The 17,440-nt window shown below is 54.5% G+C and carries 7 protein-coding genes; 2 read left to right on the top strand and 5 right to left on the bottom strand.

Annotated features, from left to right (window positions below):
* Positions 1-202: 202 nt before the first annotated feature.
* The 5 genes from BUB69_RS03925 to BUB69_RS03945 form a co-directional block, all read right to left on the bottom strand.
* Complete coding sequence (locus BUB69_RS03925) at positions 203-4,435, bottom strand: HEAT repeat domain-containing protein (protein WP_073162559.1); 4,233 nt, start codon at positions 4,433-4,435, stop codon at positions 203-205.
* Positions 4,436-4,522: 87 nt separating this feature from the next.
* The gene (locus tag BUB69_RS03930; RefSeq protein WP_073162562.1) at positions 4,523-5,827 is read right to left on the bottom strand and encodes an RES family NAD+ phosphorylase; all 1,305 of its coding nucleotides are present in this window, start codon (positions 5,825-5,827) and stop codon (positions 4,523-4,525) included.
* A gap of 34 nt (positions 5,828-5,861) precedes the next feature.
* Entirely contained in the window at positions 5,862-7,631 is a 1,770-nt protein-coding gene (locus BUB69_RS03935) for an alkaline phosphatase D family protein (RefSeq protein ID WP_073162564.1), read from the bottom strand.
* Between the two features lie 5 nt (positions 7,632-7,636).
* Positions 7,637-8,761 carry a DUF4062 domain-containing protein gene (locus BUB69_RS03940; protein WP_073162565.1) on the bottom strand — a complete coding sequence of 375 codons (1,125 nt, stop codon included), beginning with the start codon at positions 8,759-8,761 and terminating at the stop codon, positions 7,637-7,639.
* Positions 8,762-8,879: 118 nt separating this feature from the next.
* Positions 8,880-11,810: a DEAD/DEAH box helicase gene (locus BUB69_RS03945; RefSeq protein WP_073163221.1), complete on the bottom strand. Its 2,931-nt coding sequence runs from the start codon at positions 11,808-11,810 to the stop codon at positions 8,880-8,882.
* A 424-nt stretch (positions 11,811-12,234) separates the two neighbouring features.
* Here BUB69_RS03945 and BUB69_RS03955 point away from each other — a divergent pair, with 424 nt between their 5' ends.
* Together BUB69_RS03955 and BUB69_RS03960 are read left to right on the top strand one after the other, a co-directional pair.
* Entirely contained in the window at positions 12,235-14,358 is a 2,124-nt protein-coding gene (locus BUB69_RS03955) for an ATP-binding protein (protein WP_073162569.1), read from the top strand.
* A complete protein-coding gene (locus tag BUB69_RS03960; protein ID WP_073162571.1) occupies positions 14,322-17,291 on the top strand; it encodes a HEAT repeat domain-containing protein in 2,970 nt (989 codons plus the stop codon). The genes BUB69_RS03955 and BUB69_RS03960 overlap by 37 nt, the downstream gene beginning before the upstream one ends.
* Positions 17,292-17,440: the final 149 nt, after the last annotated feature.

The following is a 17,440-nucleotide window of genomic DNA, read 5'->3' on the forward strand; positions in this document are numbered from 1 at the left end:
CAGGCTGTCAAGATGCCAGTAGCATAGGCCCTACGCGGAAGACTTCCAAGGAAAGCGTCCAAGCCAATTTCTGGCGTCAGACAACCTACAGATTTTTCCCCTCATTTCGTACACTGCCTAGGCACTAGTCAGATAACAACAGATCTTTATGCTGACTAACCGCGCGACAGTCTACGAGTCCGTTTGCGCCTTAATGCCGGGGTCACTCCATTCCCCCTAACATCTCGGCAAACGTCATAATAGGCATGCCCTTCCTCCGCCGGAGCGACCACGGCTCGAAGGTGTCCTCGATGAATGATAGCCCCGTTCGAAGGGTCATCATCCACAAAAGCGTCGACTCGACGTCGGCTCCGCCCTGCATGGAAGACAGCCAAGTACGGCAGGATGAGGATAGTGCCCAGCGAGAGAGCTGAGCATCATCTGTAGAGAGGTCATCGCTGTCGTCAAACAACGGGTGGCTAGTCACCAAAAGATCGTGCTTGATGGCCAGCGCCCGTGCCACTCCTTGATCGTCGATCATAGATAGCGCGAGCGCCACGCGAGAATCGGAGGTATTCGTGCCGCGAAGGGCTTCCAAAGAATCAGCATCGCAGCAACGTGCCAGCTTCGCGCCAAGCGCCAGAAGCAGCGGCGCAGCTAACTGCGGATCAATGTGGTCTACCGCTCGATTAATCACTGACCAAGGCACGAGAGTGAGCTCGGAGGGATGATGGCTGAACCTGTGCACAGCGCTCCAAGCCGCCGCGTAACGTACGGGATAAAGATTTTCCTCGCCGCTACCGACCACATGGTTGTCGCAAAGACAGTGTTCGATCACCGTCCAGGCCGTCGGATAGTCTGGAGTGATCATGAGGTCGAGCAAAGCCCCGTGTAGAAGGGCATCAATGGCCTTGTCGTCTTCGCGGATGAGGAAAGCCGTGATGCGGTCTAAGACTGCCACCGGTAGGGAGTCTAACTGACCGAACGCATTCGTAGCAGCACGGGCGACGTGATACTCGGGCTCCTCTCGGTGCTGATGCATAAAATGCCTAGCATAGTTTCGACGGTCGCCAAGAAGCGTTAGGAGAGCCTCGAGTCCTTCAGCCCAGCGATGCTGACCAATGACAACGGCCAGTGCCTCTCGAACTGGCGCGCTCCTGTCTGTGACCAAGTCCAATAGTGCCGCCTTTTCAGCCCAGTCGGCCTTCGGGGCCAAGGCCCCTATGGCGGCGCGTCTTACCCTGTAGTGCGGATGAACGAGCGCCTTGGCGATCAAACGACGGGCCGTTGGGCTGCCGATCGCGGCTAAAGCCCCAACGGCCGCCTGGGCATCGTCTTCATCCTCAGATCCGACCCATTTTTCAGCTAATACTTGGACATCCTCGCCTTCAACAGCTGAGGCCTTAAGCAGTAGACGCGCCAGACCCCGGGGCCCTTCATTCAGCAGGGTTTGTCTCTGGTCCAGCGGGATATCCTGGAAACATTTTAAGAGGGTGGCGTCTTCAGCTCGGAGCTCACGCGAAAGCGCCAGGTGCAAGGCGGCCTTAGCATTGGGCGGGCTCGCGGTCAAAATGCGCTGCGCAAGCGTAGCCGCCTTTTTCCCGTACTCCAGGCTGGCAATCTTCGGTGCTAGCAGCACGGCGCGAACTGGCGACAGTTGCGGTAAAAGGCCCAACAGAATGCTCTGCGCCGATGGCTTTCCCGATCCCCCTTCCCCGTCGCTTTCAAGAAATGAAAGAGCCCGGACGGCGGCGTCGATCGCCTTGGTACCGCCGCCAGTCAGTGCTCGCATAATGCGGTCTCGCCCAAATTCGAGGCGCCGGTCAGCAATGATGCTCAGCCCTGCGGCCTGAAGCCAGTCGTCCTCACCAGCGGCCCCGAAAAAGGCGTCAAGCTCGACGGCCTTGACCGTGGGCCGACTGTAGCGCATGACCTCGGCCCAAAGCGGCAGAATAATATCCGGTCTAGGATGTTTCGCGATCCATTCGTGGCCTTGCAGGCGCCGGCGCGCGCTGACATAGCCTATGGCAAAGTGATCAGCCGAAGAAGGCCCTTCCTCCTCGGCGCGCTCCTGGATGGAGAGACTTACAGCAAAATCCAGCTCTCCTTGCCAAGCTTGACGGCGCTCCTCGCTGGACCGAGCCAAGGTAATGTCAACGCTCGCCCGCATGTCCATAATCTGATCCCACACCGCATCATACGGCGGCTCAGCACCCGCCAAGGCGCATTCCGAAATCGCGTCGGCACTCATTGCAAATTCGGCTCTGTTGGATACCATCTCACCTGCTGCCAGGAAAGCCTCGGTAAAATCCACCGCAAAAGGCCGCAGCCAGGAAATTAGATCCTCGGCAGCATAGTCGGTATCCGTCCATGGCAAGCAATAAGCGATAAATCCATTGACGATGCGCAGTTCTGGATCGGCGGCGACCACGGCATCGCGATCAGTCTTGGAAACCTTGGGTGGTTGCCAGCCGACAGCACCGAAGCCATCTTTCTTTCTCGGCCCACCACGCTCGAGCCAGTCTACGAGCCTGCGAATCGGAGAATCCGGGCTAAGTAGTCGAGTGGCCGAGCTCCACGCCCCTCTGAAGTTGTTGGCATCGCCCGCAGCCTTGATCAGGCCGTCAATCAGAATGCTATCGAAGGCTGCTACAACGGCCTCGTCGGATTCAACCCCATCGTCCTCAAGCGCCCTCGCCCCGGTCACCAGACGTTCGACTGCACCTAGGAACTCAAGATCTTTCCTGGCCAGGACGAGGGCCGCTCGGGCAGACGCATTGATCGCATCTTCAGCCGCGCGAGGCTGTTCACGAGCCAACTGTTCCATTGCTTCAACGACTTTGGCATGAGCGGTGTAGTTGCCCTTGCCGTCCTTGGTCAGTTGGGTCAGAGCCAAATGTTTAGCCAGGTCGTCGAGCCCGATCTCGACCACGCGCTCGCGATCAACCTCACGGCGAAGCTGGACAAGCTGGCTAGGTGGTAGGCTGCGCGAATTACGCAGCAGTGCCCAGAGCACGGCGGCGCCGCGGACGCCTCGATCGCCAAAGCCGCCAATCTGATCACGGACCACCTGCAACCGGCTATCACTGAGCGCCCGATCCACTAGCCGACTGATGTCCACTTCAGCGGGCTCGGAGACGGCTATCAGTTCGCGTGCAAAAGCGTTCAGCTCGAACGGCGACTTCAAGGCACGGAGCAACCATTTTTCATGCTGGCGCGTGAGGTCTTGGCGCCACGCGCCGGTAGCAACCAAGGGACCCATCAGGATCACCTTGCGCGCCGCCTCAACGTAGGCGTCGTCGTCGATGACGACGGTACAGTCAGCCCACACTGGCGCTGGCGCTGCGCTGAGAGCCGCGCGATAGATCTCACTCCGCGACGTGATGACGAACTGCTTGTCAGGGCCTCTATGGTGAATGAGGGCGCTGATCCGTTTGGTCCAATCCTCGGCCTCGCCCCTCTTTAACCCGGACTGACCCCATGGGTCTTCTAGATGGAAGAGCACCCGACCAGGAGCGGCGAATGCCTCTTCGATCGCTGGCAGCCCCGCGCTTTCGCGGACCACTTTATAAGGCGGATCAGCCTGGCGGCGGTCGAAGGCCAGTTTTTCGGCTGTGAGACTCTTGCCATAACCCGATGGGCCGATCAGCAACACTGCGCCGAGCTTAGCCAAGTAAGCTTCGGCAAGAGGAAGGTTGGAGGGAGGAACGTACCGGGCGAGCTGCGGGCTGGCGTGCGGCATACCACCGAAACCTTCGGCAATCTTCTGGATATGCGTCTTGCGCAGTGGATCGGGGACTGTGAGAAAACGATCCTCGACGGCCCGTTTGAACCGTTCAACGCAGGCATCAAGGCCCTGAGTAGGGACATGCAGCGCGCCACCGAGGATTGTGTCGATTTGTCGCCGCGTCTCCTCATGGGTCATGCCTTCGATCAGGGCGAAACGACCGGCTAGGCTAAGTTTTCCCGCTGCATCGAGATTGAGATTCTTAGGGAGGAAGGCAGCATCGGACTTCTGCTCAGGATAACTGACTCGTCCCTTGGCCAAATCACCATCCACGCTGGAGTTGGTGATGAAGACATAGCGACGACTGCTATCGGCAAGGAGCAGAGCTTTGGCACGGGATCGCGGCTTCGGCCCCTTGACGCCCTTCGCCCCCTTATCGTTGACTACGCTCGCAAACTCCTTGGCGCTCCAGGCGCCAGCGCCCTTGAACTTGATTTGCACATGCAGTTCGCCGCTAGCAGTGATCTTGAGGCTGGCTTCGGCCGCTTCCTCCGGCACTGCTAGGCGCGCCATTACGTCGTCGTGAGACGCTGGCTCAACCACCACCTGGTCTGTGACGGCACCCGGACCAAACATTAGGCGCAACGCCACCCAGACAGTCACCAATTTCTGGTAGTCGTAGCCGTAGTAGGACGCGTTGGCCCCACCTTCGTCATTTCCTATGGTCATAGAGATGCTTGTCCGCTCAAGATCGTGCAACCGGTTAGTACTCGGGTGTCTAAGTGGCCCTATGCATCGGTGATAAACAAATAGGTCTCAATAGTCCCATTCACCGTAGGGGTCTTGCTCGTAACGCCAATCCCTGATGACGATATCGCCGTTTATAACTAGCGGCTCGACCTCAAAGGTGACACAGCCGATTTTGTGGGCCTCCAGAGTATCCGGGATATACGCAAGACCAGACGGGAAAGGCCCATTGCCGATGATGGGGTCGTCCTCTGTCCTTTCCTGATAAGGAATGATGGCGAGCACACGTGAAAACAGAACAATGTTGATCCCGTCCTGGTGCTGAACAGAGGCAAACATCACCCCATCAATAGGTGGCTCAACCTGCGTAGAAAGGTACTCTGCAATCACTTGGGTCAGTAAATATTCATGTTCTTGGTCAGGCGTGACCGGCGAACTAATTTTACTGTGCAAGGTGCGTAGAAACTGTCTTCGCTCCATATTCATTCGATACGCCGGATCAAAACAACTCATAGGCTGAGAATCGAATATGTTCTCCAACACACCAAAATCGAGCACTCGGGCATCCCGTAATAACTGAAACGCCCCCGTTAGCACCATACCGCCCACCGATGGGCGCAACTCGGCGATGCACGTGTCTCGATCAAATGCGCCATAAAACACAGGAACGCCAACAGGATTCATTCGTCCTGCACGCGCCTTTTCCTTGGGAGGTGCCGCTAGTTCAGTTTCCGGGGAGACAAGAATGTTTTTAGGATCCGATGACGGTGGGCAGTAGCGCCCTCGATACAGTTCCCAACCATCTTCTACTTCAAACAATCGCACCACCTCCTGGCTGTTTTCGTCTTTGAGGTGATGAATACCTTTAAACAACCAATCGAGGAACGCTTTACCGTGATCGTTAAAGAAACGGCTGCGGTGCATCACACCATTTTTGAATTCTTGCCATTTTTCCTCGACTTCTGTCGGTCGGATACTGCGCCGCATGTACAGCGCATCAGCCTCAAAACGTGGCTCACCGCCTCGTTTCAAGTCATATTCAGAGCAAACAGTGAGCAACTCGACAATGGCAGCAGTGACGGAGCCTTCATTATCGTCGCACTCAAGCATTTCCGCGACGATGAGCGCCAAGGGATTGCCGGCGCGAATGTAGCGTCCCAGATCCCCAGCACCGCAAGTTCTGATGACCGGATCAGTCCCGTAGAAATTGTAAAGAATCTCTGCAATATCATCCGCTAAAACCTCAATGGCTATGCAGGGCCGCACATGCTCACAGACCGCACACTTGGCCATATCGCATTGATCACGAATACGTTGCCGAAGAAAGATATCCCCCACACAGCCATCACATACAATTTCTACGCTGCCTTTCAAATCATACCCCTTGAAAGCACCTATCCTAGAACCACTATTTCTGAGCCGGATGCACCGCTTGCAGATGGTTGGAAAAACCTACCTCAGTTTCACAACGCCAAGTCGCCCACAGCTTGCATCCCGTCTCGCCCCCCATGTCCAACTCAAACGCCAACCAGTTCCGAGCCGGCATCACATACCGATTAAAACCGGGGAACAACATCATCTCGACACAGTGCTGCACATCGATGGATTGGACCTTGCTGGCGGTATGGTTCAGCAACTGAAGAAAAAGCCGTTCGGCCACTCCAATCAATGACGGATGCACCACACCTGACGAAGTAAATTGCTGAATCTGCGCCCAGTTCGACGTTGGCGGAATATCCCTTCGGTAGCAACTGCCCCAGGCCGCGACATGCACGTCCCCAGAAGCAATGGATACACGCAGCATTCTCTGCTCAGCAATACGAGTCAGCGACTCCAGGAGTCGCTTACGCTCCCCCTCGTGATCCCCGTGCGACCAATGATCCTTAAGGTCATCAGCATTACTGTCGAGCACATGATCCTGCCCAAACGTATCGAGCAACCCTTCAGCCAGCGACAATTTGGGGTGCGCGACCGGAACCGAGGACATGAAGATCAAGTGCTGACATTTGCTTCCAGGATGAGCAGGCTTACCGTCACGGAGCGTGTTGAGCCAAGCCTGCATAGCAGTCCAGGTATCGGCCCCCAGTACCTGGGTACGTGAACGCTCAGTGCGCAGATCAGCAACAAACAACGATACCGGCCCCAAGTGATAGCCAAAACTAAAGCCCGGCTGACCATCCAAGAGCGGCAAGGCCAATCGATCTCCCTTTAATCGGGCACTCCATTGCATCGGCTCATACTGTGGATCCTGCTGGGAAACGTTTGCACGCTGGAGCAATTGCAACGGCGGCAAATCATCAAGGGCATGCTGCAACTGAAACACCCAGAACGCCCTACGCGCATGACGCATCAACACCTGGAATAACTCACAGTGCTGCATAGCCGGGCTGTAGGACCCCCAACCGTCGAAGATGTCGTGGTCGTCCCACATCATCACCGTAGGGATTCTCGCCATCGCATCAGCGGCATCAAGGTTCGGTTTGGGGTGCCCCCAGTCACGCCGCGTATCTGGCAGCCAACGATTGGCATAGAGCCCAAAATAGTAGGACTCGATCTCTTTCTCCAGCGCCGCACTTACCTTGAACGCCAATTGCTCCTTGCGCGACAGTCCGACCCATTTCTTGAGGGACTTCACATCCTCCCAAATCGAGTCAAAGTAAATTTGGTCGCCCCCCATCAGCATCAATTGGAACCGCTTCAAGCCCTTGTCATGAATTCGTCCTTCATGCCAAAGCTGTTCCTTGTCCAGCACGTAACCTGCAGCACGCAAGTCACTGTCATGATTGCTGATCAGGTCAGTCCAGACGGCGTTTTCAGGGCGCACCAACTTGCGCATCCCACTAGGGTCCGAAAAACCATTGCAAGAGACGTAGGCCATTCTTGGGGCATAGTCTCGACCGGGAATGGAGAACTGCCATTGCGGCCCTTCCTGCCCTACACCAAACTTTATTGTTCGCTCCTGCGCCTGCTGATCACAGCTCAGGTCGTAACGAAGGATGGTTTCTTTCGGGCGCTCCAGCAAAACCTTCGGCGCCGGACAAACGTGGCCGTCAACAGAAAGAACAGGAAATGCGGCGCCAGCTACAACTCCGACTAACGCGGTCACCTGCCACTGCCCGGTTTTGCTGACGCCTCGGAAGGACAATACTGGCCCCACAGTAAAAAGTGCTTTTGACATCCCTGTTATCTCCCTTCAAGTTCGGCGGCAATAACTTTGACAATCTTGGCGCGTGAAGCGGCTCTCTTGGCCAGAATTTGCGCTTCGCCTGTTTGATCCAACCATTCCCTAAAACGCTGGAGCGCATGGCGCGTTTGCGACGCATCGCGACAGTTGGCCAGGAAGGCAAACTGTACTTTCTGTACATCATCAGCGACAAAAATACCGAAGGAACCGCTTACAACCGTAGCATCCGGAAAGCCTAACAACGCAGTGGCCTGAGTCTCTGTCGCTCCACGGTGACAGGCGATTAAATGCAACGGTCCTTCTGCACCTTTCAACAGATCAGCATGCTCATGGTCACGTAGAAAAGGCTTACCCACCAGCTCACGCGCAGCAGCAACCGTGAACGCAGCCGGGATTGCATGGACAAACACAACGACATTCACTCCAGCAATTGGAACAATGGCGAACGCTTCGCTAGAAAGGACTTTGCCACCATTGAGCGCCTGCAGTAACACCGCTTCCATCGCTCGTTTGCGCTGACGGAAGTCCATCCGTGTCCAATCCAGCGCCTGGCCCATATCGAAACGGCTCGAAGCCGCAGCGGTTACACCGCGCTGGGTCAGAACGACCAACGCATCGAGAAGCGCTTCCTGAACGCGGCTACGCAATTGCTCAACGGTTGAGACCATTCCACCCCTGAAGGGTGTCTGTTGTGCAATAAAGGCCTGGAAGCGCTGATTACGTGCTGTCTCAGCTACCTGGCCATCGCCTGTTGGGATATTTGGCATAGCGATGAAGCGCACCTTCCCCCGAGTAGTGGCTAGTCCCTCCATGTACTCCGCATGGCAAATACCAATGTCGCCGTCACCACTGGCCCAGCCGGCATCACCATTGGACAGCACCAGTAGCACATCGCAATCCCTCACGGCTTGCAAACAGGCTTCCCAGCTGTCCTGCATTCCGTCCGCAGGAGGTGCATCTTCGTTAATCCAAACTTCAAATACCTGTTTGCCAAATAGCTTCGTGCCCTCTATCTCACGTTTGAGTTGCTCTCGGATATTGCTGAGCGTTTGATCGCTGTCCGCGGGAAAGCGATCGTTACAACGACTGGACAGCATTACTTTGATTCTCTTTGACTGGGCCATCCTTGCTCCTGCCCCACTTCCGAGGCCTCAAATTCTTTGATCAATGAATACCTTCCCGCCCTACCTCCAGATTCACCTGGCCAAGAAGCCGGAGGCAATATGGTGCCCCCCCTTTCTGTTAGGCACTGATTACGACCCGGACATCTGAACCAGATACGTTCTTAATGTAGGAGTAACTGGTGCCGAGGACAGCAAGCTGATCAGCGGAGATTTTCGCTGCCGAAATGGCAGGCTGTACGATCACGAATCTGAAAATCATCTCGTGATCGTGGCACTTGTTGCGAAGCAGCTCCAAATCTATTGGGTCACCCTTGAGGATTCTGTCGAACCCTTTCGGCAGCGATTGCTGGTACCGCCACATCAATCGATTGAAGAATTTTTCCTCGGTGTGCAGCCACTTCACCGATCGTGACGCTTGGCCGCAGACCTCGTAGACATCGTTCACGCGAGCACCAGGCCGATTTTTTTGGGGGCAATACTTGCAGTGGTAAAGGTCGACAAAGATTGCGTCCTTGCTTTCTTTGATTGCCACCAAATCCGCAATCTCACCTGCGCCATCATCGTTGAAAATGAATGCATAGTCGTCCTCGATTCGGCTGTAGGTGAAACCTTGGACGGTGTCCATGTTACGAGTTGCCCTCATGGACTCGCTGTGGATCTGGGTGGTCCCCCAGTCCCAAGCCTCAATCAGCGCTATAGGAAGCTTCAAGTCCAAACTATTGGGTGTGTAGAACCGGTAATTACCCTCGACCATTGAACCGTCTACGGCTAGCAGGACCAAAGGGTTCGCATCCAGGTACTGCTCAAACGAGCTCTCTTCAGCGAAAATGATCTTCACCCCTGGGCAAGAGACTTGGTAGCTGTCGTTCAGTAACCGTATCGTGATGCCAGGAAGCTGACACTCCGTGCCATCTGCTGCTATGGCGATGACGGGCACTTCTAGTGTCAGATCGTCGGTCCGCTGAGGCTTGCCAAGCTCGACATCAAGCAGGTTGAAGATCTCACCATTGAGCGCCAGCGAAATTTTCTGCTCGTTTTCGATCGCAATGGGCTCAGGCCAATCAGCATAGAAGAGTCCAGTTGGCCAGGCTCCCTCAATCTTCTCCGAGCGAATCACATCCTTGAGCACTTCAGAAGGATTTATCGTGGCATTGTTGAGTTTCTGTGAGGCGCGCTTGCACCACTCAATCCAGTAAATGATGCTGGAAGAGTTCATCTCCCAGATCTTCCCTTTGTGAGAGCAGCCAACGGTGGTGCGCTGTCCATCTTCATAGCCCGTTGCGAAGATGTTGGATTTTTTCGCCGTGCCGTTCTCGATTTCACTGATGACGGTATTGATGTCCCGCCCGACGTGCATCGTGAATCTCAGATCCTTGCGTGTCCTGGACAGCCCCACGTTCTGCAGCTTCATGAGCTTGATGTCGTGCAGGGTTCGGAAGGTAGGCTCGCCGTTGATTCGCCTGGCATCCTTTGCAATCAAATTCAAAAAACGCGTCGCTTGCGACTCATCACCAGAGGAGTGAATGAAGAGCGTCTTGTCAGGCGCGTGGTAGTACGCCAGGTACAGAATCCAGTTCGTGTCCACAATCGCCGAGGTCTGAGCCCATCCGACGGGTGTTTCTCGTCGGGTCACCATGATGATGGTGTCTGAATCGTCGTTGATAGAAAGGAACTGCAGCGGTTCTTTCTTCTGGGAGAAGTGATTCGCTTTCTCTGGCCGCCAATGGTCGCGCTCCACATGGTAGGCGATCGCACTGATCTTGGGGTTTGGGTTCAACCCGAAGATCTCCTCGGAGTCGGCATCACCCGGGAACTGTTCAGTGAACGTCTCTTTTTCGATTTCGCGGGCGATCTTGTCTTGGCTCACATCTCGAATCACGGCGCTCCAGTCGGCGCTTTCCTTGTAAAGCACTGCCATCTGGTAATCGACTTTCTGGTTGGCAATGTTTGAGACGAATTTGGCGTCGCCTAGCGTGTCATCAACCCGGGTTAGCCGGCCGATGAACTGTAGCGTGACGGCCGGACTGCGATGCTGGTCGTGAATAGCCGCGATTTTCAGCTCTGGCAGGTCGAAGCCTTCGCCCAGCATGTCCACGCATACGATGATCTTGTATTTCTTCTCGACAATTTCACCCAGCAGCTTGACCCGATTCGGCACCTTGCTGTGGATGAGAATGGGTGAGAGGTCTTCATGCTTTTTGTAGAGCTCAAACAGGGCTTCAGCACGTTTTTGCGATCGTGCGCGTACCATCAGTAGGTGGTTAAAGCCTTGCTCTCGATCACCTCGCAACAACTCTACCGCCTTATCAGCAACCACTTGGTCAGCCAACTCGAGGTTGTATTCGCGCACTGGGTGAAATTCGATCGACTTGAAGTAGCCATCGATCTGCGCATCCTTCAACGGGTAGTTGTAGATAATCTTGCCTTCGAGAGGCTGATTGTCCTCCCTGAAAGGCGTAGCAGTGAACTGCAGGCATGGCTTCTCTTTAAACGCGGTTTTCACCCGCCCCCATGTCATGGCAGCCACATGATGGGTTTCGTCGATGATCAGGTGGCTGCAGAGCTCAGCCAAGGCTTGGAGCGATTCTGTGTCGAATCGCTGCAATGCTTGCGGAGTAGCGACAATTAAATTCGCCTCGGCAAGCTGTTGGACATTTTCAGCCGACATTCCTGAGCCGATCGCCCTAACCACAGGGTTAAGTGCTGTGGCAGAAACAGCACCGATCTCCCGAAGTTTTTTCAGCCCGAGGCATTTTTCGACAAGCTGGGAACGCAAGGCATCTGACGGGACGAGCACCAATGTCCTTGCCAACCGCCCTGCGATAAGCAGACCAAGCATGGTATCGGTCTTGCCGGTACCCGTTGGCATCACGATCGTTGCCGTCGTGGCGGGAGACATCACCAGGTGGCCCAGTGAAGCGTATAGGGCGGCAAGCTGAGGCTTACGCAAGCCCGGCGTATTGGTATCCCGGACTGCCAGGTTGAAGTTGAAGAGGTGTTGCTGCCAGCTTTGATATACGTCTAAGTACTTCCCTGTAGCATCGACCATTGCGTTCACCAAATTGAATGTGAAAATCAGCGCTGATTATTCAATGGCCACATGCTATCAGTGAACATCAGTTCAGGTGTACCCTGAAAGTTTGCGGTCATACCCGCCACTCTCTCTACCTTCACCAACTGACGATCGATGCCAAACACTCAAATCTGAGACGGAGGTAAAATGCCCCCCAATCCACCCTAGTCTCCGTCAGAAAACGTCATTCGCGATAGCTCCCACACCCGGTGTGAATGAGGGCAAAAATGGGGGGAAAACTCGTTTTTTTCGAGCTGGCCCCATCGTAATAGCCCGGCCGAAATGTTGTTCGGCAGCCCTGAGAGCTAGTGATAACTGCTCATAAGCAACTTGCATAAGCTGGGGCTGGAAAGCGAGCGTAGCGCAAATATGGGCGACAGACATCATTCAGGAGACATTCATGTCAGGCGGCATTAGTGCAATCAAAGGATTTGATTACCAAGCGGCGGTTATTCTAGAACTGTTGCTGGAGCATTTCAGAAAGCACCCTGAGGGCCGAGTAAGGCCAGAGGGACTGGATGATCTGGACCTCTATGAATCTAAAAGCGCCGAAGGCGTTACGTTCGTTCAGATTAAAAAGCCAACAGAGAACGTAGAAGGCGAACTCACACCGTCCCCTTGGACTCTGCATAAAGCCGCCCGGCACTTGATGGGCTCCGCCGTAGATAATTTACGTAACGAAAAGGCCAGGCAAATATGGATTCTGGGTGATGAAAGCGACTTTGAGCTCAAACAGCTTATAGCCGCGGGAACCCAAGCGCCAGCGCAGTGCCCGGCGTCATTCTGGCTCATGGTCTTGTTGATCACTCGACAAAGCCTTGAAGCAGATGGTTTACCCGTCGAACACCTACCCAAGCCCAATTACAAGCGGCTGAAAGCGTGGACAATGACACATAACTCAGACACTTTCGTTAATTGGCTGGGGGAACACATCTCTTCAATCGCCACCCAACAAGGTGCATCGAAGCGCCTCGTCAACATCCACGCGCAGAAACTCTCAACCTACGCAAGCTCCATTCCGCATGTGCTAGAAAGAATCACTCTGCGATGTGGGTACGGATCAGAACAGCAGGTCAATGCTCGTGTAAAGAATACACTCTCCAGCGATTTGGCTCTTTCTGCAGAGGTCGTCAACAGCACGCTCTATCTCAACCTTCGAGCCTTTATCAATGAAATCTCGAAAAAGCCTAGGCAATGTTTCTCTCGGGATGATTTCGAAGCGGAGGTGCGTTGTGTATGGCCGCACATGAGCCCCATCCGCGTGCCCCCGGCCCTGTCCCCCCATCACATAACGCGCGCCGACATCACCCATTCGCTGATGTCTGAGCCTTTCACGGAAGTGATCGGTGTTTCGGGATCTGGAAAGACCCACCTGGCTACCGAGACTTATCATCTGGCCCGCCAACGTGAGCCAGGCCGCGAGATCTATTACATCGAAGTCAGGCCGGAGACTTCCCTGAGGTCCGTGCTGGCCGGAGTTTCCTTTCAGCTGCGTAGGATAGGTATTCGAGAACCTTTCAAAGTTATTACCCGAGCGGTCGAGACAGAACAAGAACGTATCTCGCAGTTAGCGGCGGCATTAAGCGTGTCCAGCGCCAGAATATTGCTCTTGATCGACATTGCCGACGGTACATGCGGTCCGTCGTTCAAGCGTGAAATCAGTTCATTTATCAAGACGCTGCAACCTGGCGCCGTATCAATACTATTTTTTTCCCAAGAAAGCCCGCTGCTGCTGAGCAACTTAGAACGCAAAAGCGCCCATGTTGCCACGCTGAACCTGCGCGGTTTTACGTATGAGGAATTCTCCAGGCTGGTAAGCCACTACCACGCCGACTCCCAAGACTGGCCGCTTTATAGGATCTTCAGGCGCATCACCGCAGGTCGAGAATCCGGTTTGTTCGCAACGCTTGCGGATACACTTGCACGCGCCTCAACGCTCGGCGAAATGCAAATGCTCGCCGCACAAGAACCAGAAAAGATTCTGCCCATGGCAGAGCGGATCAGATTCGCAAATATCAGTAATCGCGCCTGCTCTGCGGCGGAAAAACTCATATGTTTCGCCCTCCCATTCGACCACTCCGACGCCATAGAGATTTTCCCCAAGGAACCTGTGGCGCTCGCCATATCAGAAATGCTTGAGCTTGGCCTGTTGCGGACCCGAGGTGACGGTCTATTGGAAATGCATGAGGTCGTCAGGGCGGGGCTTGAAGAGAATATCCCTGTTGATACCCGCCGCTGTGCACACCAAACACTGGCCACTTGGTACGGGTCGTGCGGCGTCGTCAGCGCCGAGGTATTTCACCTTGATAAAGCCAACCTCACCGCAATGGCACAAGCCCGTGCCAAACAGGCTTTTCTTAAAGGGCTGAACTGGAACGAACTGGCAAGCTTTGTATTGCGCCGCAAACTCATCAGCGCAGAGGAAGTCATTACCACCTTTGCACAAGCCGACAAGGCCATGAGCGCTGTTTCATACTGCCTGACCTCTTGCGTGCGCTGGATTACAACGATGCCAATGCTCTGATCTCTGTACTGAAAGAACGGATCAAACATCCACAGCTCGACTACCAGTTTGACAGTGCGATTACTGAAGCCATCATGCAGATCGACCCTGGAAAAATTGAAGAACTGATAGTGCTTATCGTTGATGCGACCACGGATGAGGTAAAACGGAAATCCGCGTTTTCCACGCTGTCGAGTGGCATAAGAAAGTTCAAATTCGTACTTTCAGAAGCGACCCTTTGCCTTTTCGACGCCCAATCTTTCGAGACACAACGATCCCTGTTAGGCATTTTTTCGCAGGACAAACGCGTTGTTACACTCAGTCGCGTTTTCCAAGTCCATGCAGAAGAACTAAGAGCCGCTACTTGCGATAAACACGTAAGCCCTCTTCATCTGAAAATAGCTACACTGGAGGACGCCAAAGCCCTTATCACGGCCTTGCCGTCCGTTTCCATGCAGGCCATGTTGATTTCCAAATCGGCGTTATTAGGTCCGCTCGTCGACACTCTCCGTCCACTTAGAGTTGCCTTGAAACGCCACAGTATTGAAATCCTGAGGCAGCCCTCTATTGATCCGGGGTTGCACGCCAATGCCATTCGCGTGATCTCTCTGTTTGCAGACAGGCACACCCCTGTGCTCTGTCACGCGTCGATTGTCAACCAGCTACCAATGGCGGGCTTCCATGCAGTTATCCCAGCGCTGATGCCCTCGTTGTGTGAGCGAGGCAACTATGAAAGCGTCGTTCTAAACCCGTTAATATCGATTGGAGAGCGCCGTTGGGCCATGACAGCACTCGCGCTTTTAGGTGTCGACCTCGAAGAAACCTTGCACGCACTCGCAGCGCTGCCCGGCCAAAAAGACACAGACGACCAGTGGGAGCTCTACAGCCTACTGACCTGTAGCTTTAGCCCATTCAAGGGTGCCATAGCTCTATTGCGCAAATTCTTCGAAGCAAACCAAGGCAGCGCACCCATAGCACTGACCCTGGGCCCATTGCTCAAATTGAGCGAACTCGATGCACCCGACGCTTCAGCGCTTTTGGTCATGGCATTGACAAGCCCCCACAGAGAGGTTCGTTGCCTCGCTGCGATGCGATTGCAATACCGAAGGGACAGCACCGTCCTCGCCCCCATGATCCAGGCCTATCGCAAGGAACAGGACACCTCCACGGCACTTTATCTGGCCAGGGCCATCGTTGCTTCCGGTGCCAAGAATACAGGTGACCTAGACCATGACCAGCACCAGGATGCCCCGTTCATGGTGTGGCGTTGCATATTGGCCAGACGCAGTAAAGACCAACGGGCATCTGCTTTACTCGTCAAGCTAGCACTTGATAACGCCCAATCATGGAAGGTCCGCAGGGCAGCAATAGCAGCGGCAGGCGAGTTGCCGTACGACACTTTACTCTCGCTGATCCATACCCCTCTGCTGACAACTGCACTTCCGCTTGCCGATCACAGTGTCAGTCTTTCCAGCTACCTTATTCTGAGCTTGCACATCGAACATAGCGCCAGACTATTTCTCCAGTGGCATTCCTTGGGACGAATAACCTTTATTAAGCTCGTGGGGGGCCTCGTCGACCGTGAAATCAAGGACAGATGGTTTTCAGAATGCGCGACGTCAGGCGAGACCGCTGCCGAGTGGTTGTATGACAGCCTTTCACGCGACAACCGAACCGCGCCCGATAATCTTGGCGCTGTGGAAAATGCCATCCACCTCCCCTTACTTCAACTGGCTACAATCCGGTCATTACGCAAACATGGCAAAATCGACATCATCGAAGCCTTGCTAAAGACTACAACCTGCGAATGGTTGAAAATCCATGCCACCAAACAACTCGTTATAGCACGGGGAGGCGGCAGTGCCACGGAGTCCTACCTTCGCCACCTCTTAGGCGATGTGTGTTCCGATCACTCCTTTCTCGGAGCTCTCCTACCAGATCTCTGCCGTCGCAAGCCGGCCTCTAGCGCCCGAAGCCCGTATCCACCGCCCCACCGAACTATCAGCAATAAACCCCAGGGACTGGCCGCCTCCTCAATCATAAAAATGGTCCGGGAAGAAACCTTCGAACACGCCTTGCCACACGATTTCGTCATCACGGATTTATCGCAGACACAACTCATCGAGTTGATACAATTGCTCGCCCCTGAGCGCGACCCTTCTTCTTTTGTTAGCGAATTCCAATCCGTCCTTGGATTTATGTCAGACGGTCACTATGTCGCACAGGAAAGCTCGCGCTCCCGTCCGTCCTCGAATGCTCGCTCCAGACTCAGGGCCGCGCTGGCGGCTGCCAACGACTTCGACGTGAAAATCAACTGGCATAGCCAAAGCCTTTCCACCCCCTATTGCACCGACTACCGTGCCGGGTACTTTCGTGCACTGGTACTCAGGGGTAACTCGCAAAAAATCTATAACGAACTGGACGTCAATCGCGACACCCTGCTCATTGAGCTTTTGGAGAACGGCAGAATCGAGTCGCTCGCCAACCTGCTGGACGACCGGGTTATCCCTTTGATCTCGCCCTATATAGAACCTTGCAACCTCGAGCTGTTTTTATCACTCTGCAACGTTGCAGCGCTTATACAAACTCCGTCAATCGATGCCACACTCAAGCGACTTACCTATCGCTGGGCTAGAGAGTTCACAGCACCCGTGTCTGAGGCAATGGCCCATAACAAACGCTTTTTACATCAAGGCTTCCACCTTCTTTCTCGACACCCTCGATTCATCCATGCCGACGGCATTTATGAGTGCCTCGCCTCGGTCTACAGGCACACGCACGAAGTGTTCGATGATTTCGACCTGCCCGACATCTTCGAACATCACTCCCGCGCCTACGTCGATCTGGAGTCCAGGCTTGTAGACCTCGTGGAATTCGAGCACTACCAAGTTAGCAGATACGACAAATTGGATGATCGTTGTGCACAATTGTTCAGCTCCCTTTATGTTCCCTAGGCTCTTTACGATACCTTTGAAACCCTGTCAAAGCCGCTCGGCCTGATGTCCAATAGAGTTCTCGCCTTTAAGGCGAGGGCACTTTTCTAGCCCAGCAATACGAACTTTCCGACGCTTACCGGAAATGGTTATAAGCGTGCACCCGAGCG

It is taken from the genome of Pseudomonas asturiensis (assembly GCF_900143095.1).
GTDB classification, from domain to species: domain Bacteria; phylum Pseudomonadota; class Gammaproteobacteria; order Pseudomonadales; family Pseudomonadaceae; genus Aquipseudomonas; species Aquipseudomonas asturiensis.

Coding starts and splice junctions, on each gene's coding strand:
- BUB69_RS03925 (WP_073162559.1), bottom strand. CDS start 4,435: ATGACCATAGGAAATGACGAAGGTGGGGCCAACGCGTCCTACTACGGC.
- BUB69_RS03935 (WP_073162564.1), bottom strand. CDS start 7,631: ATGTCAAAAGCACTTTTTACTGTGGGGCCAGTATTGTCCTTCCGAGGC.
- BUB69_RS03940 (WP_073162565.1), bottom strand. CDS start 8,761: ATGGCCCAGTCAAAGAGAATCAAAGTAATGCTGTCCAGTCGTTGTAAC.
- BUB69_RS03945 (WP_073163221.1), bottom strand. CDS start 11,810: ATGGTCGATGCTACAGGGAAGTACTTAGACGTATATCAAAGCTGGCAG.
- BUB69_RS03955 (WP_073162569.1), top strand. CDS start 12,235: ATGTCAGGCGGCATTAGTGCAATCAAAGGATTTGATTACCAAGCGGCG.